Annotated in this window: 23 protein-coding genes and 1 tRNA gene; 7 read left to right on the top strand and 17 right to left on the bottom strand. The window is 70.4% G+C overall.

The genetic code is table 11. The annotated features are described in order from the left end of the window. Positions 1 to 2: 2 nt before the first annotated feature. From hisG to E1P53_RS03830, 5 genes are all read right to left on the bottom strand, one after another. Positions 3 to 848 (bottom strand): ATP phosphoribosyltransferase, encoded by an 846-nt coding sequence (gene hisG, locus E1P53_RS03810; RefSeq protein ID WP_006899445.1) that lies wholly within the window; start codon positions 846 to 848, stop codon positions 3 to 5. A 67-nt stretch (positions 849 to 915) separates the two neighbouring features. Then, the gene (locus E1P53_RS03815; RefSeq protein WP_006899446.1) at positions 916 to 1,179 is read right to left on the bottom strand and encodes a phosphoribosyl-ATP diphosphatase; all 264 of its coding nucleotides are present in this window, start codon (positions 1,177 to 1,179) and stop codon (positions 916 to 918) included. Continuing rightward, complete coding sequence (locus tag E1P53_RS03820; RefSeq protein ID WP_109236996.1) at positions 1,176 to 1,847, bottom strand: HAD family hydrolase; 672 nt, start codon at positions 1,845 to 1,847, stop codon at positions 1,176 to 1,178. Before E1P53_RS03820 ends, E1P53_RS03815 begins: the two co-directional genes overlap by 4 nt. Before the next feature lie 50 nt (positions 1,848 to 1,897). Next, positions 1,898 to 2,695 (bottom strand): helix-turn-helix domain-containing protein, encoded by a 798-nt coding sequence (locus E1P53_RS03825; protein WP_131733520.1) that lies wholly within the window; start codon positions 2,693 to 2,695, stop codon positions 1,898 to 1,900. Positions 2,696 to 2,699: 4 nt separating this feature from the next. Continuing rightward, positions 2,700 to 3,167: a CinA family protein gene (locus E1P53_RS03830; protein WP_131733521.1), complete on the bottom strand. Its 468-nt coding sequence runs from the start codon at positions 3,165 to 3,167 to the stop codon at positions 2,700 to 2,702. A gap of 256 nt (positions 3,168 to 3,423) precedes the next feature. Here E1P53_RS03830 and E1P53_RS03835 point away from each other — a divergent pair, with 256 nt between their 5' ends. Then, on the top strand, positions 3,424 to 4,110 hold the full coding sequence (locus E1P53_RS03835) for an alpha/beta fold hydrolase (RefSeq protein ID WP_244941110.1): 687 nt from the start codon (positions 3,424 to 3,426) through the stop codon (positions 4,108 to 4,110). A 3-nt stretch (positions 4,111 to 4,113) separates the two neighbouring features. On the opposite strand, the gene E1P53_RS03840 is transcribed toward E1P53_RS03835, so the two are convergent. The 4 genes from E1P53_RS03840 to metH all read right to left on the bottom strand — a co-directional run bounded on the left by E1P53_RS03840 (position 4,114) and on the right by metH (position 10,511). Continuing rightward, on the bottom strand, positions 4,114 to 5,586 hold the full coding sequence (locus E1P53_RS03840) for an MFS transporter (RefSeq protein ID WP_131733522.1): 1,473 nt from the start codon (positions 5,584 to 5,586) through the stop codon (positions 4,114 to 4,116). Further along, on the bottom strand, positions 5,583 to 6,050 hold the full coding sequence (locus E1P53_RS03845) for a MarR family winged helix-turn-helix transcriptional regulator (protein ID WP_181954800.1): 468 nt from the start codon (positions 6,048 to 6,050) through the stop codon (positions 5,583 to 5,585). The genes E1P53_RS03840 and E1P53_RS03845 overlap by 4 nt, the downstream gene beginning before the upstream one ends. A 77-nt stretch (positions 6,051 to 6,127) precedes the next feature. Next, positions 6,128 to 6,898: a crotonase/enoyl-CoA hydratase family protein gene (locus E1P53_RS03850; RefSeq protein ID WP_006899453.1), complete on the bottom strand. Its 771-nt coding sequence runs from the start codon at positions 6,896 to 6,898 to the stop codon at positions 6,128 to 6,130. Between the two features lie 22 nt (positions 6,899 to 6,920). Then, a complete protein-coding gene (gene metH, locus E1P53_RS03855) occupies positions 6,921 to 10,511 on the bottom strand; it encodes a methionine synthase (protein ID WP_181954801.1) in 3,591 nt (1,196 codons plus the stop codon). Positions 10,512 to 10,562: 51 nt separating this feature from the next. Between metH and E1P53_RS03860 the strand changes: the two genes are divergently transcribed. Together E1P53_RS03860 and E1P53_RS03865 are read left to right on the top strand one after the other, a co-directional pair. Beyond that, complete coding sequence (locus E1P53_RS03860) at positions 10,563 to 11,444, top strand: PAC2 family protein (protein WP_109236958.1); 882 nt, start codon at positions 10,563 to 10,565, stop codon at positions 11,442 to 11,444. Beyond that, positions 11,441 to 12,550: an alpha/beta fold hydrolase gene (locus E1P53_RS03865; protein ID WP_131733523.1), complete on the top strand. Its 1,110-nt coding sequence runs from the start codon at positions 11,441 to 11,443 to the stop codon at positions 12,548 to 12,550. Before E1P53_RS03860 ends, E1P53_RS03865 begins: the two co-directional genes overlap by 4 nt. Positions 12,551 to 12,641: 91 nt before the next feature. On the opposite strand, the gene E1P53_RS03870 is transcribed toward E1P53_RS03865, so the two are convergent. The 6 genes from E1P53_RS03870 to E1P53_RS03895 form a co-directional block, all read right to left on the bottom strand. Then, entirely contained in the window at positions 12,642 to 12,950 is a 309-nt protein-coding gene (locus E1P53_RS03870) for a hypothetical protein (protein ID WP_006899457.1), read from the bottom strand. A 92-nt stretch (positions 12,951 to 13,042) separates the two neighbouring features. After that, the gene (gene mshC, locus E1P53_RS03875; protein WP_040526473.1) at positions 13,043 to 14,296 is read right to left on the bottom strand and encodes a cysteine--1-D-myo-inosityl 2-amino-2-deoxy-alpha-D-glucopyranoside ligase; all 1,254 of its coding nucleotides are present in this window, start codon (positions 14,294 to 14,296) and stop codon (positions 13,043 to 13,045) included. A 119-nt stretch (positions 14,297 to 14,415) separates the two neighbouring features. Continuing rightward, positions 14,416 to 15,330, bottom strand: coding sequence for an Rv2133c family protein (locus E1P53_RS03880; RefSeq protein ID WP_131733524.1), 915 nt, complete (start codon positions 15,328 to 15,330; stop codon positions 14,416 to 14,418). Then, a complete protein-coding gene (locus tag E1P53_RS03885; protein WP_006899460.1) occupies positions 15,327 to 16,025 on the bottom strand; it encodes an Rv2134c family protein in 699 nt (232 codons plus the stop codon). Before E1P53_RS03885 ends, E1P53_RS03880 begins: the two co-directional genes overlap by 4 nt. 25 nt (positions 16,026 to 16,050) lie before the next feature. Then, positions 16,051 to 16,788 carry an Rv2135c family putative phosphatase gene (locus E1P53_RS03890; RefSeq protein WP_131733525.1) on the bottom strand — a complete coding sequence of 246 codons (738 nt, stop codon included), beginning with the start codon at positions 16,786 to 16,788 and terminating at the stop codon, positions 16,051 to 16,053. 69 nt (positions 16,789 to 16,857) lie between these two features. Beyond that, positions 16,858 to 17,700 carry an undecaprenyl-diphosphate phosphatase gene (locus E1P53_RS03895; protein WP_006899462.1) on the bottom strand — a complete coding sequence of 281 codons (843 nt, stop codon included), beginning with the start codon at positions 17,698 to 17,700 and terminating at the stop codon, positions 16,858 to 16,860. A gap of 145 nt (positions 17,701 to 17,845) precedes the next feature. On the opposite strand from E1P53_RS03895, the gene E1P53_RS03900 reads away from it, so the two are divergent. From E1P53_RS03900 to E1P53_RS03910, 3 genes are read left to right on the top strand one after another with little or no spacing between them, the layout of a single operon-like run. Then, positions 17,846 to 18,892 carry a PQQ-binding-like beta-propeller repeat protein gene (locus tag E1P53_RS03900; RefSeq protein WP_131733526.1) on the top strand — a complete coding sequence of 349 codons (1,047 nt, stop codon included), beginning with the start codon at positions 17,846 to 17,848 and terminating at the stop codon, positions 18,890 to 18,892. A 2-nt stretch (positions 18,893 to 18,894) separates the two neighbouring features. After that, positions 18,895 to 19,224 carry a DUF5703 family protein gene (locus tag E1P53_RS03905; protein WP_131733527.1) on the top strand — a complete coding sequence of 110 codons (330 nt, stop codon included), beginning with the start codon at positions 18,895 to 18,897 and terminating at the stop codon, positions 19,222 to 19,224. Then, the gene (locus E1P53_RS03910; protein WP_131733528.1) at positions 19,218 to 20,354 is read left to right on the top strand and encodes a quinone-dependent dihydroorotate dehydrogenase; all 1,137 of its coding nucleotides are present in this window, start codon (positions 19,218 to 19,220) and stop codon (positions 20,352 to 20,354) included. The genes E1P53_RS03905 and E1P53_RS03910 overlap by 7 nt, the downstream gene beginning before the upstream one ends. A gap of 73 nt (positions 20,355 to 20,427) precedes the next feature. Here E1P53_RS03910 and E1P53_RS03915 read toward each other — a convergent pair whose 3' ends face one another. Beyond that, complete coding sequence (locus E1P53_RS03915; protein ID WP_006899466.1) at positions 20,428 to 20,976, bottom strand: YbhB/YbcL family Raf kinase inhibitor-like protein; 549 nt, start codon at positions 20,974 to 20,976, stop codon at positions 20,428 to 20,430. 60 nt (positions 20,977 to 21,036) lie between these two features. Next, complete coding sequence (locus E1P53_RS03920; protein ID WP_006899467.1) at positions 21,037 to 22,371, bottom strand: M20/M25/M40 family metallo-hydrolase; 1,335 nt, start codon at positions 22,369 to 22,371, stop codon at positions 21,037 to 21,039. A gap of 108 nt (positions 22,372 to 22,479) precedes the next feature. Between E1P53_RS03920 and E1P53_RS03925 the strand changes: the two genes are divergently transcribed. Continuing rightward, positions 22,480 to 22,568 (top strand) — tRNA-Leu (locus E1P53_RS03925). Positions 22,569 to 22,639: the final 71 nt, after the last annotated feature.

Here is a 22,639-nt window from a genome sequence, read left to right on the forward strand (position 1 = left end):
CGTCAGAAGCGGCAGGACCGGATGTCGGTCGCCAGGATCGCCTTGGCGCCCAACTCCGCCAGCTCGTCCATGAGGTTCTGGTGGTTCTTGCGCGGGACCATCGCACGGACGGCCACCCAGTCGGGGTCGGCCATCGGGGCCACGGTCGGCGACTCGAGTCCCGGCGTGATCGCCGAGGCCTGCTCGAGGATCGCCCGCGGGCAGTCGTAGTCGATCATCACGTACTGCTGGCCGAAGACCACACCCTGGACGCGGGCGATGAACTGCTTCTCGGCCTTGCTGAGCTCGGCGTCGCGACGCGAGATGAGCACGGCCTCGGAGTTGCACAGCGACTCGCCGAAAGCGGCGAGCCCGTGCTGGCGCAGCGTCCGGCCGGAGCCGACCACGTCGGCGATGGCGTCGGCGACCCCGAGCTGGATCGAGATCTCGACGGCGCCGTCGAGGCGGATGATCTCGGCCTCGATGCCGCGGGCGCCGAGGTCGCTGCGCACCAGGTTGGGGTACGAGGTGGCGATGCGCTTGCCCGCGAGGTCCTCGACGGTCCAGGTCTGGTCGGCGGGGGCCGCGTAGCGGAAGGTCGAGGAGCCGAAGCCCATGGCGAGCTGCTCGTCGACGGCCGCGCCGGAGTCGAGGGCGAGATCGCGGCCGGTGATGCCGAGGTCGAGGCGACCTGACGCGACGTAGATCGCGATGTCCTTGGGCCGGAGGAAGAAGAACTCGACGTCGTTGTTGATGTCGAGGACGGTCAGGTCCTTGGAATCGGTCCGCTTGCGGTAGCCGGCCTCGAGGAGGATGGCCGACGCGGATTCGGAGAGCGCACCCTTGTTGGGCACGGCAACTCGCAACATTTCGATGTCCTTTTCGTGGGTTTGCACTCAGGCTGGGCAGGGAGACGTGTCTGGCCGGGTCCTCCGGTCACAGATGTCGGTACACGTCCTCCAGCTCGAGACCCCGCTTGATCATCATGACCTGCAACCAGTAGATGAGCTGGGAGATCTCCTCGCCGAGCGAGTCGTCGGACTCGTGCTCCGCGGCAAGCCAGACCTCACCGGCTTCCTCGATGATCTTCTTGCCGAGAGTGTGCACGCCGGAATCGAGCGCGGCGACGGTTCCCGATCCCTCGGGACGGGTCTCGGCCTTCTCGCGCAGTTCGGCGAACAGCTCCTCGAATGTTTTCACGAGTCACCATTTTTGCATGTCGCGATATGCGCGAGCCCGCCGGTCCATGCCTCGGTGATGTCGTCGAGGCCGAGGCCGACGAGTGAGCTCCGGAACACCCGCAGCGGACCCGGTTCGACGCGGGCCGCCGACGGCACGACGAGGGTGGGGCAGCCGGCGGCGGTCGCGGCCTGGGTTCCGGTCGGTGAGTCCTCGACCGCCAGGCAGTCGGCGCTCGCCACGCCGAGGAGCTCGGCGGCGCGCAGATAGGGATCGGGCGCCGGCTTGCCGACGGGGACCTCGTCGCCGCAGACGGTCGCCGCGAACCGGTGCAGGCCGATGGTCTCCAGGGCGACGTCGGCGGCCTCGCGCACGGTGTTGGTCACCAGGACCATCGGGATGCCCGCGCCGGCGATCAGGTCGAGCGCCTCCACCGCGCCGGGGCGCCACGGGAGCCCCTGCGCGAACAGCTCGCCCACCCGGTCCAGCGTCCACCGGCCGTCGGCGGCGGGGTCGCGATCGGCCGGCGGGATGCCGGCCGCGACGTGGACCTTCGCCAGGGCGTCGGGCAGGGAGTTGCCGAGGGTCGACTCGCGCAGCTGCGGCGTCATGGCGATCCCGTGCCGTTCGGCCAGCTCGCTCATCGCGATCTCCCACAGCGGCTCGGAGTCGAGCAGGGTGCCGTCCATGTCCCAGAGGACGGCGGCGGGGAGTCGGGAGGGGACGAAGAGGGAGTCGGTCACCCCTGCATCATCCCAACCCACTGTCCGGTCGGCTCATCGGCCGGATAGAACAGCTCGACGGTCAGCTCCTCGAGGGTGACGTCACGCGGCGACCCGAACGTGGTGAGGGTGCTGAAGAAGGAGAGCTTCTGCTCGCCGAGGACCACCTCGAACGGCACCAGCAGGCGGTCCGGCTCGTACACGGTCTCCCCTGCCGCGCGTCGCTCGTCGAGGCCGACGACCGTCTCGTACGACGACACCTCGCGCTCGAGTTCCACCAGTCGTTCGTCGCCCGTGATCCGCGTCATGCGGCGCAGCAGGTCGACGAGGTGGCCGCCCCACTCGTCGAAGTTGTGCGTCATGCGGGCGAAACCGTCGGGATGCAGCGACGCCCGGAACAGATTGACCGGGGCGGTCTGGAATCGCTCGGGAAGCAGGCCGAGGAACCGGACGGCGGCGTCGTTGGCCAGCACGACGTTCCAGGTCCGGTCCAGCGCGACCCCGACATTGGGTTCGTGGGCGTCGAGCAGTCGCACGATCTCGGCGCGCACGCGCGACATCGTCTCGGCGTCGAGCGGCCGCTCGTCGTACCGCGGCGCGTACCCGGCCGCCACGAAGAGCGAATTGCGTTCCCGCAGCGGGATGTCCAGATGCTCGGCGAGAGCGTCCAACAGCGCGGGGCCGGGTCGCGACCGCCCGGTCTCGACGAAGCTGAGGTGACGGGGCGACACCCCCACCGCGTGGGCGAGGTCGAGCTGACTCACCGACCGCCGAGAACGCCACTGCCGCAGCATCGTCCCCACCTCGACGGTCATGAACTCACCGTAGGCAACCCTCGATGAGCTCGAGGGCGAACCCGATGGTCTGTGCGAGGACTTCTTCGGGTTCGCCGTCGAACTCCTTGCGGGTGGCGCTGACCCGGCCGCGGTGGTCGAGACCGAACCACACCGTGCCGGGCGCGGCCTCGTCGGGCTCGGGGCCGGCCTCGCCGGTCACCGCGACGACGATCTCGGCGTCGAAGAGCCGTGCCGTGGTGGCCGCCATGGCACGAGCCGCCGTCTCGCTGACGACGGGCCCCTCCGGCACCTCGAGCAGGCCGTACTTCACGTCGGAGTGATAGGCGACGACACCGCCGCAGAACCAGGTGCCGGCCTGCGGGGCCTTGCTCAGCTCGCTGGCGAGGTTGCCGCCGGTCAGCGACTCGGCCACAGCGATGTGCTCGCCCCGGTCGAGGACTGCCTTCGCGATCTGCTCGCAGGTGTGGGAGAAGTCACTCACATCGGACATGACCCGACGATTACCTCATCGGCGCGTCTTCAAACCACTACCCGGCGGGTAATCGCGCGCCGCGCACCGAGGCGTCACGCTGGGCCCATGACACACGGGATTCACGAGCGGCAGGGCACGGCGCTGATCTCCCCGGCGATGGGCGTTCCCGCCCGGGTGTACCGGCGGTTGTCGGAAGCATTGGGGGCCGGGGCATTGGCGTCCGCGGCATCGGCAGTCCGGGGCATCGGCGCAGTCCGGGTTCGAGGTGGGGGTGGTGGCGCGCCGCGGCGTGGAGGGCGGCTCTCCCCGACCCGCACGTGCCGTCGACTGGTCCTACGAGGACGAGGCGGACGACCTCGCCGAGGCGATCGCGGCGGCACGGGCCCGCACGGGCGGCCCGGTCCTGGTGATCGGCCACAGCCTGGGCGCTCAGCTGGCCGCGCTGGCGGCGCAACGCTCCGACCATCGACCGGACGGCATCGTCGCGATCGGGGCGTCGGTGCCGTGGTTCCGCCACTACGGCCGCCGCGCCGTGCCCTTCGCCGCACTCGCGGCCTCGGTCCGCCCGGTGACCGCCGTCGTCGGTCACTGGCCGCGGCAGGGCTTCGCCGGGCCGACGCCGCGGACCCTGATGCGCCAGTGGGCCCGGATGGTGCTGACCGGTCGCCCGCCCTTCGATCTCGACGGCTCGATCCGGGTTCGGGCGCTGATGGTCCGCCTCGGCGACGACGAACTGGTCACCGACCAAGCGGCGGCCGCGTACGAGGCGGCGTTCTCCCGCGACGTCGTCACCCGCTGGACCTACGACGAGTCGTGCTGCCCGGCGGGCGGTGACGCGACGCATCTCGGATGGAGTCGCGCCCCCGAGGTGGTGGCCCGGCGGATCGCCGAGTGGTGGACGTCGGGGCCCGGCGCGGTGGTCACCGGTGAGATGCGTGAGGACGCACCCGAATCCGGCTGACGCTCAGGCCCTCCAGGTGCCACTCGTCGATTCGATCCGCCGGCGGGTCCGTTCCGCGGTGGCACGGCCCCACTCGCCCGTGGAGACGTAGACGATCACGGCGAGGGCGAACCCGCAGGCGGCCATCGCGATCCACACCGGCCGCGCCGCGGCGGACAGACCGTCGGCGATCGAGCCGTCGATCCCGGCGAACGCGAGCGCGCCGAACACGGCCACACCGAGTGCGGTGCCGACCTGTCGCCCGGTCGAGGCCATCGCCGACGCCAGCCCCGCCTGGGTGCGGGGCATGCCGGACACCGCGCCGTTGGTGATCGGCGCGTTGAGGAAGCCGAAGCCGAGTCCGAACACCAGGTACGACGCGCCGACGTAGACATACGAGGTGTCCTCGCCCAGACCGATCAGCATGGCCGAGCCGGCGATGGTGGCGAACGAGCCGATCATCATCGGCAAGCGGGTGCCGCGGTCGCCCACGAGGCGACCCGCGATCGGTGCGCAGACCACCGACGCGGCGGCCATCGGAAGGGTCATCAGGCCCGCGTTCATCGGCGACAGGCCACGCACCTCCTGCAGGTACAGGGTGTTGAGGAACAGGAAGCCGCCGGTCGCGGCGAAGGCGATCACGGCACAGGCGACGGCGCTCGAGAACGGTGCGCTGCCGAAGAACCGCGGGTCGAGCAGCGGCTCGTCGCGCCGGTTCTCGAACCACACCAGCGCGACCAGGGACACGGCCGAGATCAGGAAGCAGCCGAGGACCGTCGGAGAGGTCCAGCCGAGCGGCCGGCCCTCGATGATGGCGAAGGTGAGCGTGGCGAGGAAGGCCAGGATCAGCGCCTGCCCGACGGGGTCGGCGCGTCGTGCGTGCTCGGCGCGCGACTCGGGGACGCACCGGGCGGTCAGCGCGATCGCGAGGAGGCAGACGGGCACGTTGAGCCAGAAGATCGCCTCCCACCCGATCCCGGACACGAGCGCTCCGCCCACGACCGGCCCGAACGCCATGCTCAGGCCGAATGCCGTGCCCCACACCCCGATCGCCTGCGCACGTTCCCGCGGGTCGACGAAGACGTTGGTGACGATGGCGAGCGCGACCGGGTTGAGCATCGACCCGCCGATCGCCTGCACCATGCGGGCGCCGATGAGGAACTCCGCGGTCGGCGCGAGCGAACACAGGACCGACGCCACCCCGAAGACCAGCAGGCCGAGCTGGAAGATCCGCTTGCGCCCGAAGCGGTCTCCGAGCGTCCCGCCGAAGATCAGCAGGCTCGCGATCACCAGCGCGTACGAGTCGATCACCCACTGCAGTTGCGACTCGGTCGCGTCGAGGTCGCGGCCGATGGACGGGATCGCGACGTTGAGCGCGGAGACGTCGAGACCGACGATGAACAGGCTGAGGCAGCACGTCGCGAGGATGACGAGGCGGTCGCGGCGGGTCAGGGTGCCGCCGGCCGAACGCGCGCGCAGTGCGGACACGCGGCTCACGACTCCGCCGCCCGGCGGAGCTTGTCGAGGAGGCCGGCGAGCTGCCGCAGCTCGGCTCCGTCGAGGGCGTCGAACATGGACGGGGCCACGGCCGGATTGTCGATGACCTCGGTGACCACCCGACGTCCGGCGTCGGTGATGGTGACGAGCCGGCAGCGGCGATCCGACGGCTCGGGCTCGCGGGTGACCAGCCCGCGCTCGACCAGGTCGTCGACGATCCCGCTCATCGCCGACTTGTCGACCCCCATGCCCTCGGCGAGCTCACGCTGCGTCATCGGCCGCTCGGCGACCCGTCGCAGCGCGCGGAACCGGCTGAAGGGGATGTCGATGACCTCGGTGATCCGCGCCCGCGACTCCCGGGCCCGATCACGCACGAGGCCGTTCATCGCGAACCACACCGTGGTCGCCGTGGGGTCGGTCGCCGTGGGATCGGCGACGCCCCTCCGCGAGTTGGTTGTAGGCATTCAACGATTGTAGATCTACAACAATCCGGGCCCGTGGCCGGCAGCGAGGTCGCGGGCGAGCCGAGTGCGGCCGGGAGTCAGCGGCCGACGCCCTGCCCGTGGCGCCCCTCCCCACCGGCGAAACGGGAGGCGCCGGCGGCGGTGTCCGCGGCCAGCGACACCATGCCGTGGTGGAGCTCGTTGACCATCGCCGAATCGGCGTCCATGCCGTGCTGCTCGCGCACCGACGCCCGGTCCTCGCGCAGGCACGTCTGCGGGAAGGCCGCGATCTGCTCGGCGAGTTCGACGGCGGCGTCGAGCGCCGTGCCCGACGGGACCACACGGTTGGCCAGGCCGATCTGCAGCGCCTCGTCGGCGGTGACCGCACGCCCGGTGAGGATCAGGTCCATCGCACGGCTCTCCCCGATCAGCCGCGGCAGGCGCACCGTGCCGCCGTCGATCAGCGGCACTCCCCAGCGGCGGCAGAACACCCCGAAGACGGCGTCCTCGTCGGCCACCCGGAGGTCGGCCCACAACGCCAGCTCGAGGCCCCCGGCCACCGCGTGGCCGGAGACCGCCGCGATCACCGGCTTGGACAGGTTCATCCGCGTCGGCCCCATCGGGCCGTCGCCGTCGAACTCCACCCGGTTCGGGTCACCGTCGGCGATGGCCTTGAGATCCGCTCCGGCACAGAAGGTCCCGCCTTCGCCGTAGAGGACGGCCACCGACGCGGACTCGTCGGCGTCGAATCTCCGGAACGCGTCGGCGAGGGCCTGTGCGGTACGACGGTCGACGGCGTTGCGCCGCTCGGCCCGGTCGATCCCGATGATCCGTACCGGCCCCCGCGACCGCTCGATCACTGTGCTCACGATCGCCCCTTCTCGACGCCGGCTACGTGTTGAAGTACTTGGCCTCGGGATGGTGCAGCACGAACGCGTCGGTGGACTGCTCGGGATGCAGCTGCAGCTCCTCCGACAGCTCGACGCCGATGCGCTCGGGTTCGAGCAGCGCGACCATCTTGGCGCGGTCCTCCAGGTTCGGGCAGGCGCCGTAGCCGAACGAGAAACGCGCACCGCGGTATTCGAGGTCGAAGAAGCCCTGCGGGTGCTCCGGATCCTCGGCGGCCACACTGCGGTCGTCGAACCGCAACTCGCTGCGCACCCGCTGATGCCAGTACTCGGCGAGCGCCTCGGTCAGCTGCACGCCGATGCCGTGCACCTCGAGGTAGTCGCGGTAGGCGTTCTCGGCGAACAGCTTGTTGGCGAAGTCGGCGATCGGCTGCCCCATCGTCACCAGCTGGAACGGCATGACGTCTACCTTGCCGGCCTCCTTCGCCGCCTCGCGCGACCGGATGAAGTCGGCGATGCACAGGAAGCGCGAGCGCTGCTGGCGCGGGAACGAGAAGCTGTGGCGCACCTCGGCATCCGGATCCGGCTCGGCGAGCACGTGGACCGTGTCGCCCTCGCTCACCGCCGGGAAGTACCCGTACACCACTGCGGCGTGCTGCAGGATGTTCTCGGTCGCGAGCCGGTCGATCCAGTACCGCAGCCGCGGACGGCCCTCGGTCTCGACGAGCTCCTCGTACGACGGGCCCTCGCCGCCGCGGGCGCCGCGCAGGCCCCACTGGCCGAGGAACAGCGCACGCTCGTCGAGGAACTGCAGATAGTCGTGGACCGGGATGCCCTTGACGATCCGGGTCCCCCAGAACGGCGGAGTCGGGATCTCGTTGTCGGCGGCCACATCCGACCGCTCGGGCACCTCGACCGGCGTCTCGGCGGCCTTGCGCTTCTCGGCGATCCGCTTGGAGCGCTCGTGACGCGCCTTGCGCTCGGCGGCCTTGGCGGCGGCCGCCTTGGCCTCCTCGCTGTCCGGATCGGGACCTTCGCCGCGCTTGCGGGCCATGATCTCGTCCATCAGGCGCAGACCCTCGAACGCGTCACGCGCGTAGTGCACGTCGCCCTCGTAGACGTCGGACAGGTCGTTCTCGACGTAGGTGCGAGTCAGCGCGGCGCCGCCGAGCAGCACCGGGTACTCGTCGGCGAGGCCCCGGGAATTGATCTCCTCGAGGTTCTCCTTCATCACCACGGTCGACTTCACGAGCAGACCCGACATGCCGATGACGTCGGCCCGCTTGTCCGCGGCGACCTCGAGGATCGTCGAGATCGGCTGCTTGATGCCGATGTTGACGACCTCGTAGCCGTTGTTCGACAGGATGATGTCGACGAGGTTCTTGCCGATGTCGTGAACGTCGCCCTTGACGGTCGCGAGCACGATGCGACCCTTGCCGTCCTCGCCGGTCGACTCCATGTGCGGTTCGAGGTGGGCCACCGCGGCCTTCATCACCTCGGCGGACTGCAGCACGAAGGGCAGCTGCATCTGGCCCGAGCCGAACAGCTCGCCGACGGTCTTCATGCCCGACAACAGGGTGTCGTTGATGATCGCCAGCGGCGGGACCTGCTTCATCGCCTCGTCGAGGTCGTCGGTCAGGCCGTCGCGCTCGCCGTCGACGATGCGCCGTTCCAGACGCTCGAACAGCGGCAGCTTGGCCAGCTCCTGCGCACGCGACTCACGCGCCGACGCCGCCGACACGCCCTCGAACAGCTGCATGAGCTTCTGCAGCGGGTCGTAGCCCTCGCGGCGACGGTCGTAGACGAGATCGAGCGCGACCTGGCGGTGCTCCTCGGGGATGCGCGCCATCGGCAGGATCTTCGAGGCGTGCACGATCGCGGTGTCGAGACCGGCCTGGACGCACTCGTGCAGGAACACCGAGTTGAGCACCTGCCGCGCGGCCGGGTTCAGGCCGAACGAGATGTTCGAGATGCCCAGCGTGAAGTGGACGTCGGGATGCGCCTCCTTGAGGCGACGGATCGCCTCGATGGTCTCGATGCCGTCGCGCCGGACCTCCTCCTGACCCGTGGAGATCGGGAAGGTCAGGGCGTCGATGATGATGTCCTCTTCGGCGAGGCCCCAGTTGCCGGTGATGTCGGCGATGAGGCGCTCGGCGACCCGGACCTTCCAGTCCGCGGTGCGCGCCTGCCCCTCCTCGTCGATCGTGAGCGCCACGACCGCGGCGCCGTGCTCGACGACGAGCTCCATGATCTTGTGGAACCGCGAGTCCGGGCCGTCGCCGTCCTCGTAGTTCACCGAGTTGACCGCGCAGCGTCCGCCCAGCGTCTCCAGCCCGGCGCGGATGACGTCGGGCTCGGTCGAGTCGAGCATGATCGGCAGCGTCGACGACGTCGCGAAGCGGCTCGCCAGGGCGGTCATGTCGGCGGCGCCGTCGCGACCCACGTAGTCGACGTTGAGGTCGAGCATGTGCGCGCCGTCGCGCGTCTGGTCCTTGGCGATGTCCAGGCACTTCTGGTAGTCGCCGGCGATCATCGCCTCGCGGAAGGCCTTGGACCCGTTCGTGTTGGTCCGCTCGCCGATCACCAGGAAGCTGGCGTCCTGGTCGAACGGGACCGCGGTGTAGAGCGAGGAGGTCTCCGAGACGTGCTCGGGCCGGCGGGTCGCGGGCGTGACCCCGGCGACCGCCTCGGCGACCTGGCGGATGTGCTCGGGGGTGGTGCCGCAGCAGCCGCCGACGAACTGCAGGCCGAACTCGCCGACGAACCCGGCGAGGGCCTCGGCCAGCTCCTCCGGCGTCAGCGGGTACTCGGCGCCGTTCGGGCCGAGCACGGGCAGGCCGGCGTTCGGCATGACCGAGACCGGGAGCCGCGCGTGCTTGGACAGGTAGCGCAGGTGCTCGCTCATCTCGGCGGGACCGGTCGCGCAGTTCAGGCCGATCACGTCGACGCCGAGCGGCTCGATGGCGGCCAGTGCGGCACCGATCTCCGAACCGAGCAGCATCGTGCCGGTGGTCTCCACGGTCACGTGGGTGATGATCGGGATGCGTCGGCCGACCCGGTCCATGGCCCGGCGCGCCGCGACGACCGCCGCCTTCACCTGCAGCAGGTCCTGGCACGTCTCGATGAGCACCGCGTCGGCGCCGCCCTCGAGCATGCCGATGACGCATTCGATGTAGGCGTCGCGGATCACCGCGAAGGTGGTGTGACCGAGGCTGGGCAGCTTGGTGCCCGGGCCGATCGAACCGAGCACGTAGCGGTCGGTCCCGTCGGCCGACGGCCCCATCTCGTCGGCGACGCCGCGGGCGATCGCGGTGCCCTTGTAGGCCAGCTCGCGGATGCGGTCGGCGATGTCGTAGTCGCCGAGGTTGGACAGGTTGCAGCCGAAGGTGTTGGTCTCCACCGCGTCCGCACCTGCCTCGAAGTAGGCGCGATGGATGGCCTCGAGCACGTCCGGGCGGGTGTCGTTGAGGATCTCGTTGCAGCCCTCGAGGCCGAGGAAGTCGTCGAGGGTCAGATCCGCGGCCTGCAGCATCGTGCCCATCGCCCCGTCGCCGATCAGCACTCGCCGCGACATCGACGACATGAAGGTCGTGTCGAAGTCGCTCGGTCGGTGGCCGGGGTTTTCGAAGGACATGGTTGACAGCGTAGTTCGCCCTCTCTGCGTGTTCGGTCGTAGGCTGGTTCGGTGAACGCTGAGCAGATGTCCGACCTCCCCCGGCTGCGCAGACCCATTCTGCTCGCAGCCTTCGAGGGATGGAATGACGCCGGAGACGCCGCCAGCAGCGCGGTCGAGCATCTCGCACTCGAATGGGACGCCCGTCCGCTCGTCGACATCGACTCCGATGAATACTACGACTTCCAGGTCAACCGTCCCACCATCAAGCTCATCGACGGCGTGACCAGGCGAATCGAGTGGCCCACGACCTCCATCTCCTGGTGCAGCCCGCGCGGCGCCGACCGCGACATCGTGCTGGTCCGGGGCATCGAGCCGAACATGCGCTGGCGCGCATTCTGCGCCGAGATCGTCGAACTCGCCCACCGGCTCGAGGTCGAGATGACCGTCATGCTCGGCGCGCTCCTCGCCGACACCCCGCACACGCGCCCGGTGCCGGTCACCGGATCGGCGTACAGCAGCGAGACCGCCGAGCGGTACAACCTGGCCGAGAGCCGCTACGAGGGACCCACCGGCATCACCGGCGTCCTCCAGGACCTCTTCGTCCAGGCCGGCGTGCCGGCGGTGTCCTTCTGGGCCGCGGTCCCGCACTACGTGTCCACGCCGCCCAACCCCAAGGCGACCGTCGCCCTGTTGACGCGCGTCGAGGAGGTCCTCGACATCGAGGTGCCGCTCGGGACGCTGCCCGAACAGGCCGAGGAGTGGGAGCGCGCGGTCACCGAGATGACCGAGGACGACGAGGAGATCGCCGAGTACGTGCGCGGCCTCGAGGAGCGCGGCGACGCCGAACTCGATCCGGACGAGGTCATGGCCAAGATCGACGGCGACGCACTCGCCGCCGAGTTCGAGCGCTATCTCAAGCGCCGCGGACAACAGGGGCCGTTCGGAGGGTGAGCGGCAACCGGTCGACGGCCACCCGCGTCGGCGCCGGGATCGCGGCGGGCATCGCCACTCTGGGCGCCGGAACCGCGGCGTACGCCGCGCGCAATCTCACCTACGACACCCGGGAGGCGGCCCGACTCGCGTCCAGCGGGATGCGCGCGCGGGCGGTCACGACACCCGACGGAGCGGTCATCACCTATGGCGAGGGACCCGCGCGCGGTGCTCCCCTGCTGCTCATCCACGGCCAGCAGGTGTCGTGGGCGGACTACGCATCCGTCCTCGGCACCCTCACCCGTGACTGGCACGTGTTCGCCGTCGACGCGTTCGGGCACGGCGGTTCGGAGAAGGACCCGTCGCGGTACCCCGCCCTGCCGCAGACCGAGGCGCTGGCCTGGTTCGTCGAGAACGTCGTCGGCGCTCCCGTCGTCGTCGCGGGTCACTCCTACGGCGGGCTCCTGGCCGTGCGCCTGGCCGCCGACTTCGCCGACCGCGTGCGCGCCGTGCTGATCGAGGACGCGCCCTTCTTCGGGACCGAACCCGAGCGAGCACGCTCGACCTACGCCTGGCTGGACACGTTCCGCAACATCCACCGTTATCTCAAGGCCGGCGCCTCGGCGGGCGCGGACAGCTGGACCCGGTACTGGTTGCAGCACAGCTACCTGCGGACGATGTTCGGCGACCGGGCGTGGCAGTCGCTGGTCCGCGGACCGGTCGAGCGCCGCCTCGACCGCGATCCCCGCGTCGTCCCGAAGCTGTGGTGGCTGCCGCCCACCCTCAACCGCGCGATCGCGCTCACGGCCTGCCTGCAGGACGGGACGGGCGACTACGACCTGCGCTACGGCGAGATGTTCTACGACGGCAGCTGGCTCGCCGGATTCGACCAGGCCGAGACCCTCCGCCGGGTCCGCGTCCCGGCAACCCTGCTGCACACGACGACCCACGACCAGGACGGCGTCCTGCTGGGTGCGATGACCTCCGACGACGCCAACCGCGCCCACACGCTCATGCCCGACTGCCTGCTGGTCGACAACATCCCGTCGGGACACGACATCCACCGGCAGCAGCCGTCGCTCTACCTCGACGCCCTGAACGCGCTGCGGGACCGGATCCGCGGCTGAGCCGGACGGTCTCCGCCGAGACCAGGCGATCTTCTGACGACACCCGGCCGATCTTCTCTATCGAGACTCAGCCGATCTTCTCTATCGAGACTCAGCCGATCTTCTCTATCGAGACAACGGGCGTGGTGATGCGCCACGTGCGCACATCCGGGTCGTCGGCCGCGCGCACCCAGAACTGGGCGGATTCGCCGAGACGGCAGGACTTGACCCCCAGCAGCGGGATGTCCTCGGAGTCGCGGCGCAGCCGGCTCACGGTCCATTCCTCGCTCTCGGTGCCACCGACACCCGGTGCACGCAACAGCGTCATCTCGTCGAAGTCGAGCAGATACGTGGACGTCCGGGTGACCACGGTGAACACCCCGGAGTCCGTGTCGGGTCGGATCTCTTGCACACGCGCCACGAGAGCACTCTACCCAGTGCGGCCGGCGACCGTCGTGCGGTGTCGCCGGCACGCACGCCCGGTCGACTCCTGCCGCAACCGATCTCGGCCGATCAGCCGGCCTGCGGAGTCCGCGGGATGCCGAGCAGCGCGTCGACCGCGGCGGCCAGCTCGCCCGGCGCGGTGGCCGAGGAGCCGATGCCGATGCGCACGTCCTCGCACCACCCGTCCACGGCGGCCAGCGCCTTGGGGGTGTCGAGGTCGTCGGCGAGGTGCTGGCGCACGCGTGCGATGACCTCGGTCGCGTCCGGGCCGGTTGCCGCGGCGAAGGCGCTGCGCCAGCGGGCGAGGCGCTCGACGGCCGTGTCGAGGACACCCTGCGTCCACATGCGGTCGCCACGGTAGTGGTCGGCCAGCAACGCCAGCCGGATCGCGGCCGGGTCGACGCCGTCGCGGCGCAGGTGCGAGACGAAGACCAGGTTGCCGCGGCTCTTGGACATCTTCTCGCCGTCGAGGCCGACCATGCCGGTGTGCACGTAGTGGCGGGCGAAGCGACGCGAATCGGTCAGCGCCTCACCGTGGGCCGCGGAGAACTCGTGGTGCGGGAAGATCAGGTCGTTGCCGCCGCCCTGGATGTCGAACTCGATGCCGAGGCGGTTCAGCGCGATCGCCGAGCACTCGATGTGCCAGCCGGGCCGGCCCGGACCGAACGGCGAATCCCACGACGGCTCGCCCTCCCGCTTCGCGCGCCACAGCAGCGCGTCGAGCGGATCGCGCTTGCCCGGGCGGTCGGGGTCGCCGCCGCGCTCGGCGAAGAAGCGCGCCATGGTCTCGCGGTCGTAGCCGGACTCGTAGCCGAACTGCTCGGTCGCGTCGGTCCGGAAGTAGACGTCCGGGTACTCCGCGTCGTCGACGACGTAGGCCGCGCCCGAGGCCAGCAGCTTCTCCACGACCTCGATGACCTCGCCGATGGACTCGACGGCGCCGACGTAGTCGCGCGGCGGCAGGACACGCAGCGCGGTCATGTCGTCACGGAAGAGCTGGGTCTCGCGTGCGCCCAGGTCGCGCCAGTCCACTCCGTCGCGGTCGGCGCGCTCGAACAGCGGATCGTCGACGTCGGTGACGTTCTGGACGTAGTGAACGTCGTGGCCCTGGTCGCGCAGCACGCGGTTGATCTGGTCGAAGGTCACATAGGTGGCGGCATGACCCAGGTGGGTCGCGTCGTACGGGGTGATCCCGCAGACGTACATGGTGGCGGTCTCCCCCGGCGCCACGGGGCGGACGGCTCGGTCGGCGGTGTCGTAGAGACGGAGGGCGGGTCCACCGCCGGGTACCACCGGAAGTTCCACATCGGGCCACGACTGCATGGCGTCCACTGTATTGCCCGCCGCGCGGACGGTGTTCACGGGCCGTCCGGTGCACGGGCCGCCGCGGTCGCGGGGCCGTCCGGGACGACGCGATCAGAGCCGGGACACCGCGGCAGGCCTCAGAACGGGGGCCACGGGATGGGACGACGTCCGGGCGGGAACGGCATCGTCGCGTTCTCCGCGATCACCATCGCCCGCAGCGTCAGTGCCTCGATCTCGTCCGCGGTGATCAGCTCCCGCAGTTCCTCGCGCAACTCCGAACCCGCGGTCTGGAGCTGCTCGACCAGCGTCGCCACGTCGGCAACGAGATGGGCCGGCACCTGCTCTCCCGCCCAGCCCCACAGGACCGTTCGCAGTTTTTCCTCGGAGTGCAGGCAGATCCCGTGGTCGATGCCGTAGACCCCGCCGTCGAGCCCCTCGAGCACGTGGCCGCCCTTGCGGTCGGCGTTGTTGAGCACCACGTCGAGCACCGCGAGACGTTGCAGCCGCGGGTCGTCGGCGTGCACGAGGACCACCGGCTCGCCGGTGTGGTCGTAGGCCTCGAGCACCGCGAAGAACCCGGTGGGCACGGAGTCGGCGGGACACAGGTCGACCAGGTCCACCCGCGGCGATCCGCCGTCGGCGCGCGGGTGTTCGGAATTGTCCGGGGTCTCGATCCAGCGCTGCACCATGCCCGGACCCACCGGGCCGTCACGATGCACCGTGGCGGGTATCGCGCCCCAGCCGAGCGCCTCGGAGACGAGGTACGACGCCACCTCTCGCCCGGCCAGCGTGCCGTCGGGGAAATCCCAGAGCGGGACCTCGCCGCGGACCGGCTTGTAGACACACCGCAATTCGGTGTCGTCGAGCGCGGCGTCGCACACGAGCGTGGCGTTGCTCGCCGACGGGATGCGCCCGAGGATGGTCAGTTCGCCCTCGCGCAGCACGTCGAGGACCGCCACCTCCGACGCCGACTCCGAAAGCGATTCCGACGCAACGGCTTCTGACGCAACGGGCTCCGATGCAGCGGGCTCCGACGCGGGTTCGGGCGTCATGGCCGTTCGGGACCGGTCTCGTCCGGGTCGTCGGGATCGTCCGGCTCGTCGTCGTCCTCGACGGAGAAGCTCGGGTCGCCCTGCGCGGCAAGGCTGTTGAAGACCGCCGGGTCGATGAAGTCGAGCGACTTGCTGAGCTCGGCGTCCCGCTTGTAGCCGTTGGTGCGCACGCACAGATGCCCGTTCGGGTCGAGCGGCTCGTTGCACAGCGGACAGGGCTGTCGACCGGCCGAGATGACCTTCGCCGAGCGCGCGGCGAACTCGCGCGCCGCCGCGGTGCTCAGGAAGACCCGCACCGCGTCGGGGCCCTCGTCGGTGTCGTCGAGGACGACGCTCTCGTCGAACTCGCCCTCGGTGATGGCGAGCAGCTCGACGACGACGGCCTCGGACTCGGCGTCCCAACCCAATCCCATGGTGCCCACGCGGAACTCGGCGTCGACCGGCATCACCAGCGGGCTCAGATCGCCGACGCGGTCGGTCGGCGGCGGCACCGGGGTGCCGAACCGGCGGTGGATCTCGTCGAGCAGTGCGCCGATCCGGTCGGCCAGAATCTGGACCTGCTGCTTCTCCAGCATCACGCTGACGACGCGGGACTCGTGCACGGCCTGGAGGTAGAACGTGCGGTCACCGGGTTGCCCGATGGTGCCGGCGATGAACCGGTCCGGACTCCGGAACACGTGGATCGCTCGGGACATCACACCTCCTCGACTGTTGTGTTCATTATCGCGACGTCGCCGGGACCGTCGCAGACGCGTCGGCGTCGGCGCCGGTCTCACCGCCCACGACCGCGTCGTCGGCGGCCGCAGCCTCGCGGGGCGGCCGGGGCACCGGGACCTTCGCGGTGTGGTTCACGGTGTGCACGTACGGCCGCGCCGAGCCGTAGCGGATCACGCTGATCGACGCCGGCTCGACCACGATCCGCTGGAACGAGTCGAGGTGGCTGCCCATCGCGTCGGCGATCACCGACTTGATGACGTCGCCGTGGGAACAGGCCACCCACACCCCCGACCCGTCGGGCCCGCCGTAGATGCGGTCGAGCTCGCGCACGGCGCGCACCGCGCGGGCCTGGACGTCGGCGAGTCCCTCGCCGTCGGGGAAGACCGCGGCCGACGGCTGCTGCTGCACCACCTTCCACAGCGGCTCGCCCAGCAGCTCCTTGATGGGGCGGCCGGTCCAGCCGCCGTAGTCGACCTCGATGAGCTCGTCGACGACGATCTCCGGCGGACGGTCGCCGTTGGTGCCCAGGGCGCTCAGCAGCGGCGCCACGGTCTCCGCGCACCGGTCGAGCGGCGAGCGGGCCACGGCCCGGATCTCGCCGAGGTAGTCGGCGAGTCGGGTCACCAGGTCGTCCGCCTGTGCGCGGCCCCGGTCGTCGAGGTGGACTCCGGGGCTGCGACCGGCGAGCAGGCCTGAGGTGTTCGCCGTCGAACGGCCGTGCCGGAGAAGGATCACGGTCATTCCACAACCATAGGCATGAGACCGGACACGCCGCACACGACGAACCCGCGCGGAGCTGGATCTGCGGGATCAGGTGGCCGGGATGACGCCCGTCGACAACAGGATGATCAGCGTCACGCCGAGGATCACCCGGTAGCCGCCGAACCAGTTCATCGAGTGGGAGCCGACGAACTTCAGCAACCAGGCGATCGCCGCGTAGCCGACGACGAACGCCACGAGCGTCGCCACGAGCAACTGCGGACCGGTGGCCTCCATGCCCGAGCCGCTCGGGCTGAACGCATCGGGCAGGCTGAACAGGCCCGAGGCGGTCACCGCGGGGATGGCCAGCAGGAACGAGAACCGGAACGCGGCCTCGCGCTCGAGGCCCAGGAACAGGCCGGCGCTGGCCGTCGCTCCCGACCGCGAGACACCGGGGATGAGGGCGAGACACTGGGCGGCGCCCATCGTGAGGCCGTCGCGCAGCGTCAGCTTCTCCAGCGGACGCTGCTTCTTGCCGTACCGCTCGGCCAGCCAGAACACGCCCGCGAACACGATCAGCATGACCGCCACCAGCCACAGGTTGCGTCCGCTGGTGCGGATCTCGTCCTTGAACAGGTATCCGATGAGACCGATCGGGATGGTCGCGAAGATCACATACCAGCCGATCCGGTAGTCGAGGTCGCGTTCGTCCGCGTCGAACAGACCCCGGAACCACGCCGCGATGATGCGGACGATGTCACGCGCGAAGAACAACAGCACGGCCGCCTCGGTGCCGAGCTGGGTGACCGCGGTGAACGAGGCCCCGGCGTCCTCGCCGAACATGAGCTCCGAGGCGATGCGCAGGTGCCCGGACGACGAGATCGGCAGGAACTCGGTGAGACCCTGCAGCGCCCCGAGGACGATCGACTGGGTCCAGGTCATGGTGTCGGTCACGGCGCCCGATGCTACTGGTACCCGCGGCGGCGCCCACCCGGTCGACCCGGCCGCCGGGGCCGGTCGGCCGGTCGCGCAAGATGGATTCATGCACTCGCCCAGACGATCGCGCCCCCGTCACCAGCCCCCGAGAGGCCTCGCACGGTTGCGGCGCCCCGTCGCCGCGGCGGCCGCGTTCGCCGCGGGTGTGGCGATCATCACGGCCTGCGGGTCCGACGACAACGGCACCCCGGACGTCCCGACAGTCGCCCCCGCGACCCCCTCCGAGGCACCGGCGGCGTCGAACCCGGCCGGCTCCACGGTCCCGGCCCCGGCCGGCGCCCGCGCTCTCGCCTCGTCCGGGTCGACGGTGGCCGTCCTCTCCCCCGACGGCAACCAGGTGCTGCGCTACGACGCCGCGTCGATCACCGCCCCGCCGACCCCGATCGCGGTGCCCGGCCTGACGGCGCTGGCGGCCGACCGCGACGGCGGCTATCTCGGCGTCGGCCCCGGCAACCTCGTCGTCGTCGACGCGTCGGGCGCGACGCGCACCGCGAACCTCGACGCCGACTCGCCGACGGCCGTCGTGCGCGCGGCGGGCGGGCAGATCGTCGTCGGCACCGAAGACGGCCGCGTCCTCATCTTCGACGAGGACCTCGCCGAGAAGCACGACAAGCGCGACTTCGTCCGTGTCGACGCGCTCACCGCGGCGCCGGCGTCGGCCGAGGGACTCGACGACCAGGTCGTCGTCCTCGACCGCGCCCAGTCGTCGGTGACCCCGATCGACCCCGCCGACGGCGACCTCGGGCCCGCGCTGCGCGCCGGCAACGGCGCCACCAATTCCACCGTCGATCGCCACGGGCGCATCCTCGTCGCCAACACCCGCGACGGCGAGATCCTCGGCTTCTACGGTTCGCCGCTGGTCATGCGGTTCCGCTACCCGGTCGCCGACGGCCCGTACGCCGTAGACTACGACGACACCCGCAACCTGCTCTGGGTGTCGACGACGGGCAACAACGAGGTGGTGGCGTATGACCTGGCCGACGGCGAACCCTCCGAGAAGCAGCGGTTCGCGTCCGTCGTCCAGCCCGACCGCATCACGGTCGACGACAAGGGCACGGTCTACGTCCTCTCCGCGCGCGACGGTCTCCTGCAGGTCGTCCCGCAATCCGACACGCCCCTCGGCGTCGCCCCTGTCGAGCCGGGCCGGTGACGATGACCTCTGAACGACGATCGAAGAACCACCTCCCGCCGCGGCATTCACGCACCTTCGCGCGACTCGGCTCGCGCTATCCGAAGGGTTGGGAGGTCACGTCGGAGGACTTCGAGTGCATCCTGCTGCGCCTTCCTCCCGACGTCACGCGCGTGACCGCGTCGATGCGACTGGCGATCGAGGCGGAGTTCGGCGGCTGGGAACTGTCCCGGGTGCGCCTGTACTCCGACGGGACCCGCAAGGTCCTGCTCAAGCGCCGCCGCCCGCCGCGCGTCGCACGACCCCTCGACACCGACGACGGCCGAGACCCCCGGAGTGCCCAGGCATGCTGAACACCCCCGTCGCCACCAAAGCGCTGATCACGCTGAACCGGTGGCTCTATCCCCTGCTGCTCAAGGTGTTGTTCCTGGTCGACCCGGAACGCATCCACCACATCGTCTTCGCGGCACTCCGTGTCGTCGGCCGGGTCTCGATCCTGGCCCACCCGGTCGCGAAGCTGCTCGCCCACCACGACCCGGTCCTGCGCAGTCGCGTGTTCGGGGTCGACTTCCCGGTGCCCATCGGCCTGGCGGCCGGCTTCGACAAGACCGCCGGCGCGGTCAACACGTGGGGGCAGATCGGTTTCGGGTTCGCCGAGGTCGGCACCATCACCGGGCAGGCACAGCCCGGCAACCCGCAGCCGCGCCTGTTCCGGCTCCCCGCCGACCGCGCGCTGATCAACCGCATGGGCTTCAACAACCCGGGTGCCCCGGTCGCGGCGCGGCACCTCGCCGAGGTGCGCCGCGGCCCCGTGTCGATCCCGATCGGCGCCAACATCGGCAAGACGAAGGTCGTGCCCCTCGAGAACGCCATCGACGACTACCGCCTGTCGGCGCGCCTGCTCGGTCCGCTCGCCGACTTCGTGGTCGTCAACGTCAGCTCGCCCAACACGCCTGGGTTGCGTGACCTCCAGGCCGTCGACTCGCTGCGCCCGATCCTGCAGGCCGTCCAGGACGAGGTCCACGTCCCCGTCCTGGTGAAGATCGCCCCCGACCTCGCCGACGCCGACATCGACGCGGTCGCCGACCTGGCCGTCGAGCTCGGGCTCGCCGGGATCGTCGCGACCAACACCACGATCGGGCGCGAAGGTCTGCGCACCCCGGCCGAGCAGGTGGAGGCGATCGGCGCGGGCGGACTCTCCGGCGCTCCCGTGGCCGACCGGTCCCTCGCGGTCCTCAGGCGGCTCTACGGCCGCGTGGGGGGCCGGATCGCCATCGTCAGCGTCGGCGGCATCGAGACCGTGGACCAGGCGTGGGAGCGGATCTGCGCCGGCGCCGACCTGCTGCAGGTCTACACGGGGTTCATCTACGGCGGCCCACTGTGGCTGTACCAACTCAACGCCGGGCTGGCCGAGCGGGTTCGCGCCGGCGGGTTCTCCTCGATCGCCGACGCCGTGGGCTCGGCGGCGCGCTCGGGGTCCTGACCGTACAACCGGCGATACGCCGACGGCCCGACCGGATGATCCGGTCGGGCCGTCGGCGTTCGAGAGGCCTCGGTCAGACGTTCTCGCCGGGCTGCTCGTAGGTGCCGATGATCGTCGCGCGGGCGATCGCGTGCGAGAACAGGTTGAAGCCGAGGTAGGCCGGGGTGGCGTTCTCGGGCAGGTTCAGCGACTCCACGTCGACGGCGTGGACGACGAAGAAGTAGCGGTGCGGGCCGTGCCCGGGCGGCGGCGCGGCGCCGATGTAGCGGCGCAGCGACGCGTCGTTGGTGAGCGTGATAGCTCCCTCGGGCAGGCCCGAGCCCGTCTCGTCACCCGCGCCCTCGGGCAGGCTCGTGACCGTGGCCGGGATGTCGGCGACCGCCCAGTGCCAGAAACCCGATGCGGTCGGGGCGTCGGGGTCGTAGCAGGTGACCGCGAAAGACTTGGTCTCCGAGGGGAATCCGGACCAGGTCAGCTGCGGCGAGAGATCTTCGCCGCCGGCTCCCATGATCCCGCTGACCTGGCCGTTGGCCAGTGTCGCGCCGTCGGTGAGGTTCTCCGACCTCAGCGTGAAACTCGGCAGGCTCGGAAGCGGGGAATACGGGTCGAAGGACGACGGCATCGGTTCACCTTTCTCACGTTTCACACATCGGACATGCTGCTGCCCACTCTAGGTGAGCGCTCAGCTGTGCAGGAGGAAGTGCTCGAACACCTTCGTGCCGAACAGGACCGCGTCCACCGGGACGCGCTCGTCGACGCCGTGGAACAGGGCGGCGAAGTCCAGGTCCGGCGGCAGCTGCAGCGGCGCGAAACCGAAGCACCGGATGCCGAGCTTGGCGAAGGCCTTGGCGTCGGTGCCCGCCGACAACATGTACGGCACGGTCTTGCCGTTCTCGTCGTGGGCGAGGATCGCGTTGTTCATCGCGTCGACGAGGTGCCCGTCGAAGCGGGTTTCGTACGAGTCGAGGTGGGTGATCCACTCGCGGGTCACATTCGGCCCGATCAGCTCGTCGATCTCGCGTTCGAACGCCTGCTGGCGTCCGGGCAGGACGCGGCAGTCCACGACCGCCTCGGCCTTCTGCGGGATCACGTTGGCCTTGTAGCCGGCCTTGAGCATCGTCGGGTTGGCCGTGTCGCGCAGCGTCGCGCCGATGATGCGGGCGAGGTTGCCGAGCTTGAACAGCGCGGTCTCGAGGTCGGGCGAGGTCGGGTCGAAGTCGAGGCCGGTCTCCGCGCTCACCTCGGCCAGGAACTGACTCACCGAGTCGGTCATCACGAGCGGGAAGGTGTGGCGGCCGATGCGCGCGACCGCCTCGGCGACCTCGGTGACGGCGTTGTCGGAGTGCAGGAACGAGCCGTGGCCGGCCTGGGCGTCGGCGACGAGTCGCATCCACCCGAGGCCCTTCTCGGCCGTCTCGACGAGGTACAGGCGCTTCTGGGTGCCGTCCGGGCGGTCCACGGTCAACGAGAAGCCGCCGACCTCCCCGACGGCCTCGGTGACGCCCTCGAACAGATCCGGCCGGTTCTCCACGAGCCAGTGCGAGCCCCACGCACCGCCGGCCTCCTCGTCGGCGAGGAAGGCGAAGACCAGCTCGCGCGGCGGGACCGTGCCGTCGCGCTTGAACTGCCGGGCCAGCGCGAGGGCCATGCCGGCCATGTCCTTCATGTCGACCGCCCCACGGCCCCAGATGTATCCGTCCTTCACCGCACCGGAGAACGGGTGGACGCTCCAGTCCGACGGTTCGGCGGGGACCACGTCGAGATGCGCGTGGATCAGCAGCGCGCCGCGGTCGGAATCCGGGGGTCCGGGCAGCCGCGCGAAGACGTTCCCGCGGCCTTCACGGCCCGATTCGACGTACTGTGTGGTGTATCCCACATCCTCGAGTTGCTGCGCCACCCATTTGGCGCACTCTGCCTCGCCTTTCGTGGTTTCGGGCTCGCCCGTGTTGGTGGTGTCGAACCTGATCAACTGGCTGACGAGCTCGACGACTTCCTCGGTCGCACGCTGTGAAGACACCCCTCACTCCTACGGGATTTGGGGAACACGGGCAACCTCGGTTACTGTTATCCCGCTGCCGCGAGAGGGCAGGGAGAAATCCCGCCGGATCGAGGGAGCAGAGCACAAGTCCGAGTGGCGGAATGGCAGACGCGCTAGCTTGAGGTGCTAGTGTCCTATTAACGGACGTGGGGGTTCAAGTCCCCCCTCGGACACCACAGAGAAGAACCCCGGCCCCAGGGCCGGGGTTCTCTCGTTTCCGGGAGTTCTCGGGTGTCCGGGATCAGCC

The sequence above is a fragment of the Gordonia paraffinivorans genome, from assembly GCF_900683595.1.
In the GTDB taxonomy this organism is placed as follows: Bacteria; Actinomycetota; Actinomycetes; order Mycobacteriales; family Mycobacteriaceae; genus Gordonia; species Gordonia paraffinivorans.

Bases quoted from the DNA above. Each gene is read 5' to 3' on its own strand.
- hisG (WP_006899445.1), bottom strand. From the start codon at position 848: ATGTTGCGAGTTGCCGTGCCCAACAAGGGTGCGCTCTCCGAATCCGCG.
- E1P53_RS03820 (WP_109236996.1), bottom strand. From the start codon at position 1,847: ATGGACGGCACCCTGCTCGACTCCGAGCCGCTGTGGGAGATCGCGATG.
- E1P53_RS03825 (WP_131733520.1), bottom strand. From the start codon at position 2,695: ATGACCGTCGAGGTGGGGACGATGCTGCGGCAGTGGCGTTCTCGGCGG.
- E1P53_RS03830 (WP_131733521.1), bottom strand. From the start codon at position 3,167: ATGTCCGATGTGAGTGACTTCTCCCACACCTGCGAGCAGATCGCGAAG.
- E1P53_RS03845 (WP_181954800.1), bottom strand. From the start codon at position 6,050: ATGCCTACAACCAACTCGCGGAGGGGCGTCGCCGATCCCACGGCGACC.
- metH (WP_181954801.1), bottom strand. From the start codon at position 10,511: ATGTCCTTCGAAAACCCCGGCCACCGACCGAGCGACTTCGACACGACC.
- mshC (WP_040526473.1), bottom strand. From the start codon at position 14,296: ATGCAGTCGTGGCCCGATGTGGAACTTCCGGTGGTACCCGGCGGTGGA.
- E1P53_RS03880 (WP_131733524.1), bottom strand. From the start codon at position 15,330: ATGACGCCCGAACCCGCGTCGGAGCCCGCTGCATCGGAGCCCGTTGCG.
- E1P53_RS03885 (WP_006899460.1), bottom strand. From the start codon at position 16,025: ATGTCCCGAGCGATCCACGTGTTCCGGAGTCCGGACCGGTTCATCGCC.
- E1P53_RS03890 (WP_131733525.1), bottom strand. From the start codon at position 16,788: ATGACCGTGATCCTTCTCCGGCACGGCCGTTCGACGGCGAACACCTCA.
- E1P53_RS03905 (WP_131733527.1), top strand. From the start codon at position 18,895: ATGACCTCTGAACGACGATCGAAGAACCACCTCCCGCCGCGGCATTCA.
- E1P53_RS03910 (WP_131733528.1), top strand. From the start codon at position 19,218: ATGCTGAACACCCCCGTCGCCACCAAAGCGCTGATCACGCTGAACCGG.
- E1P53_RS03915 (WP_006899466.1), bottom strand. From the start codon at position 20,976: ATGCCGTCGTCCTTCGACCCGTATTCCCCGCTTCCGAGCCTGCCGAGT.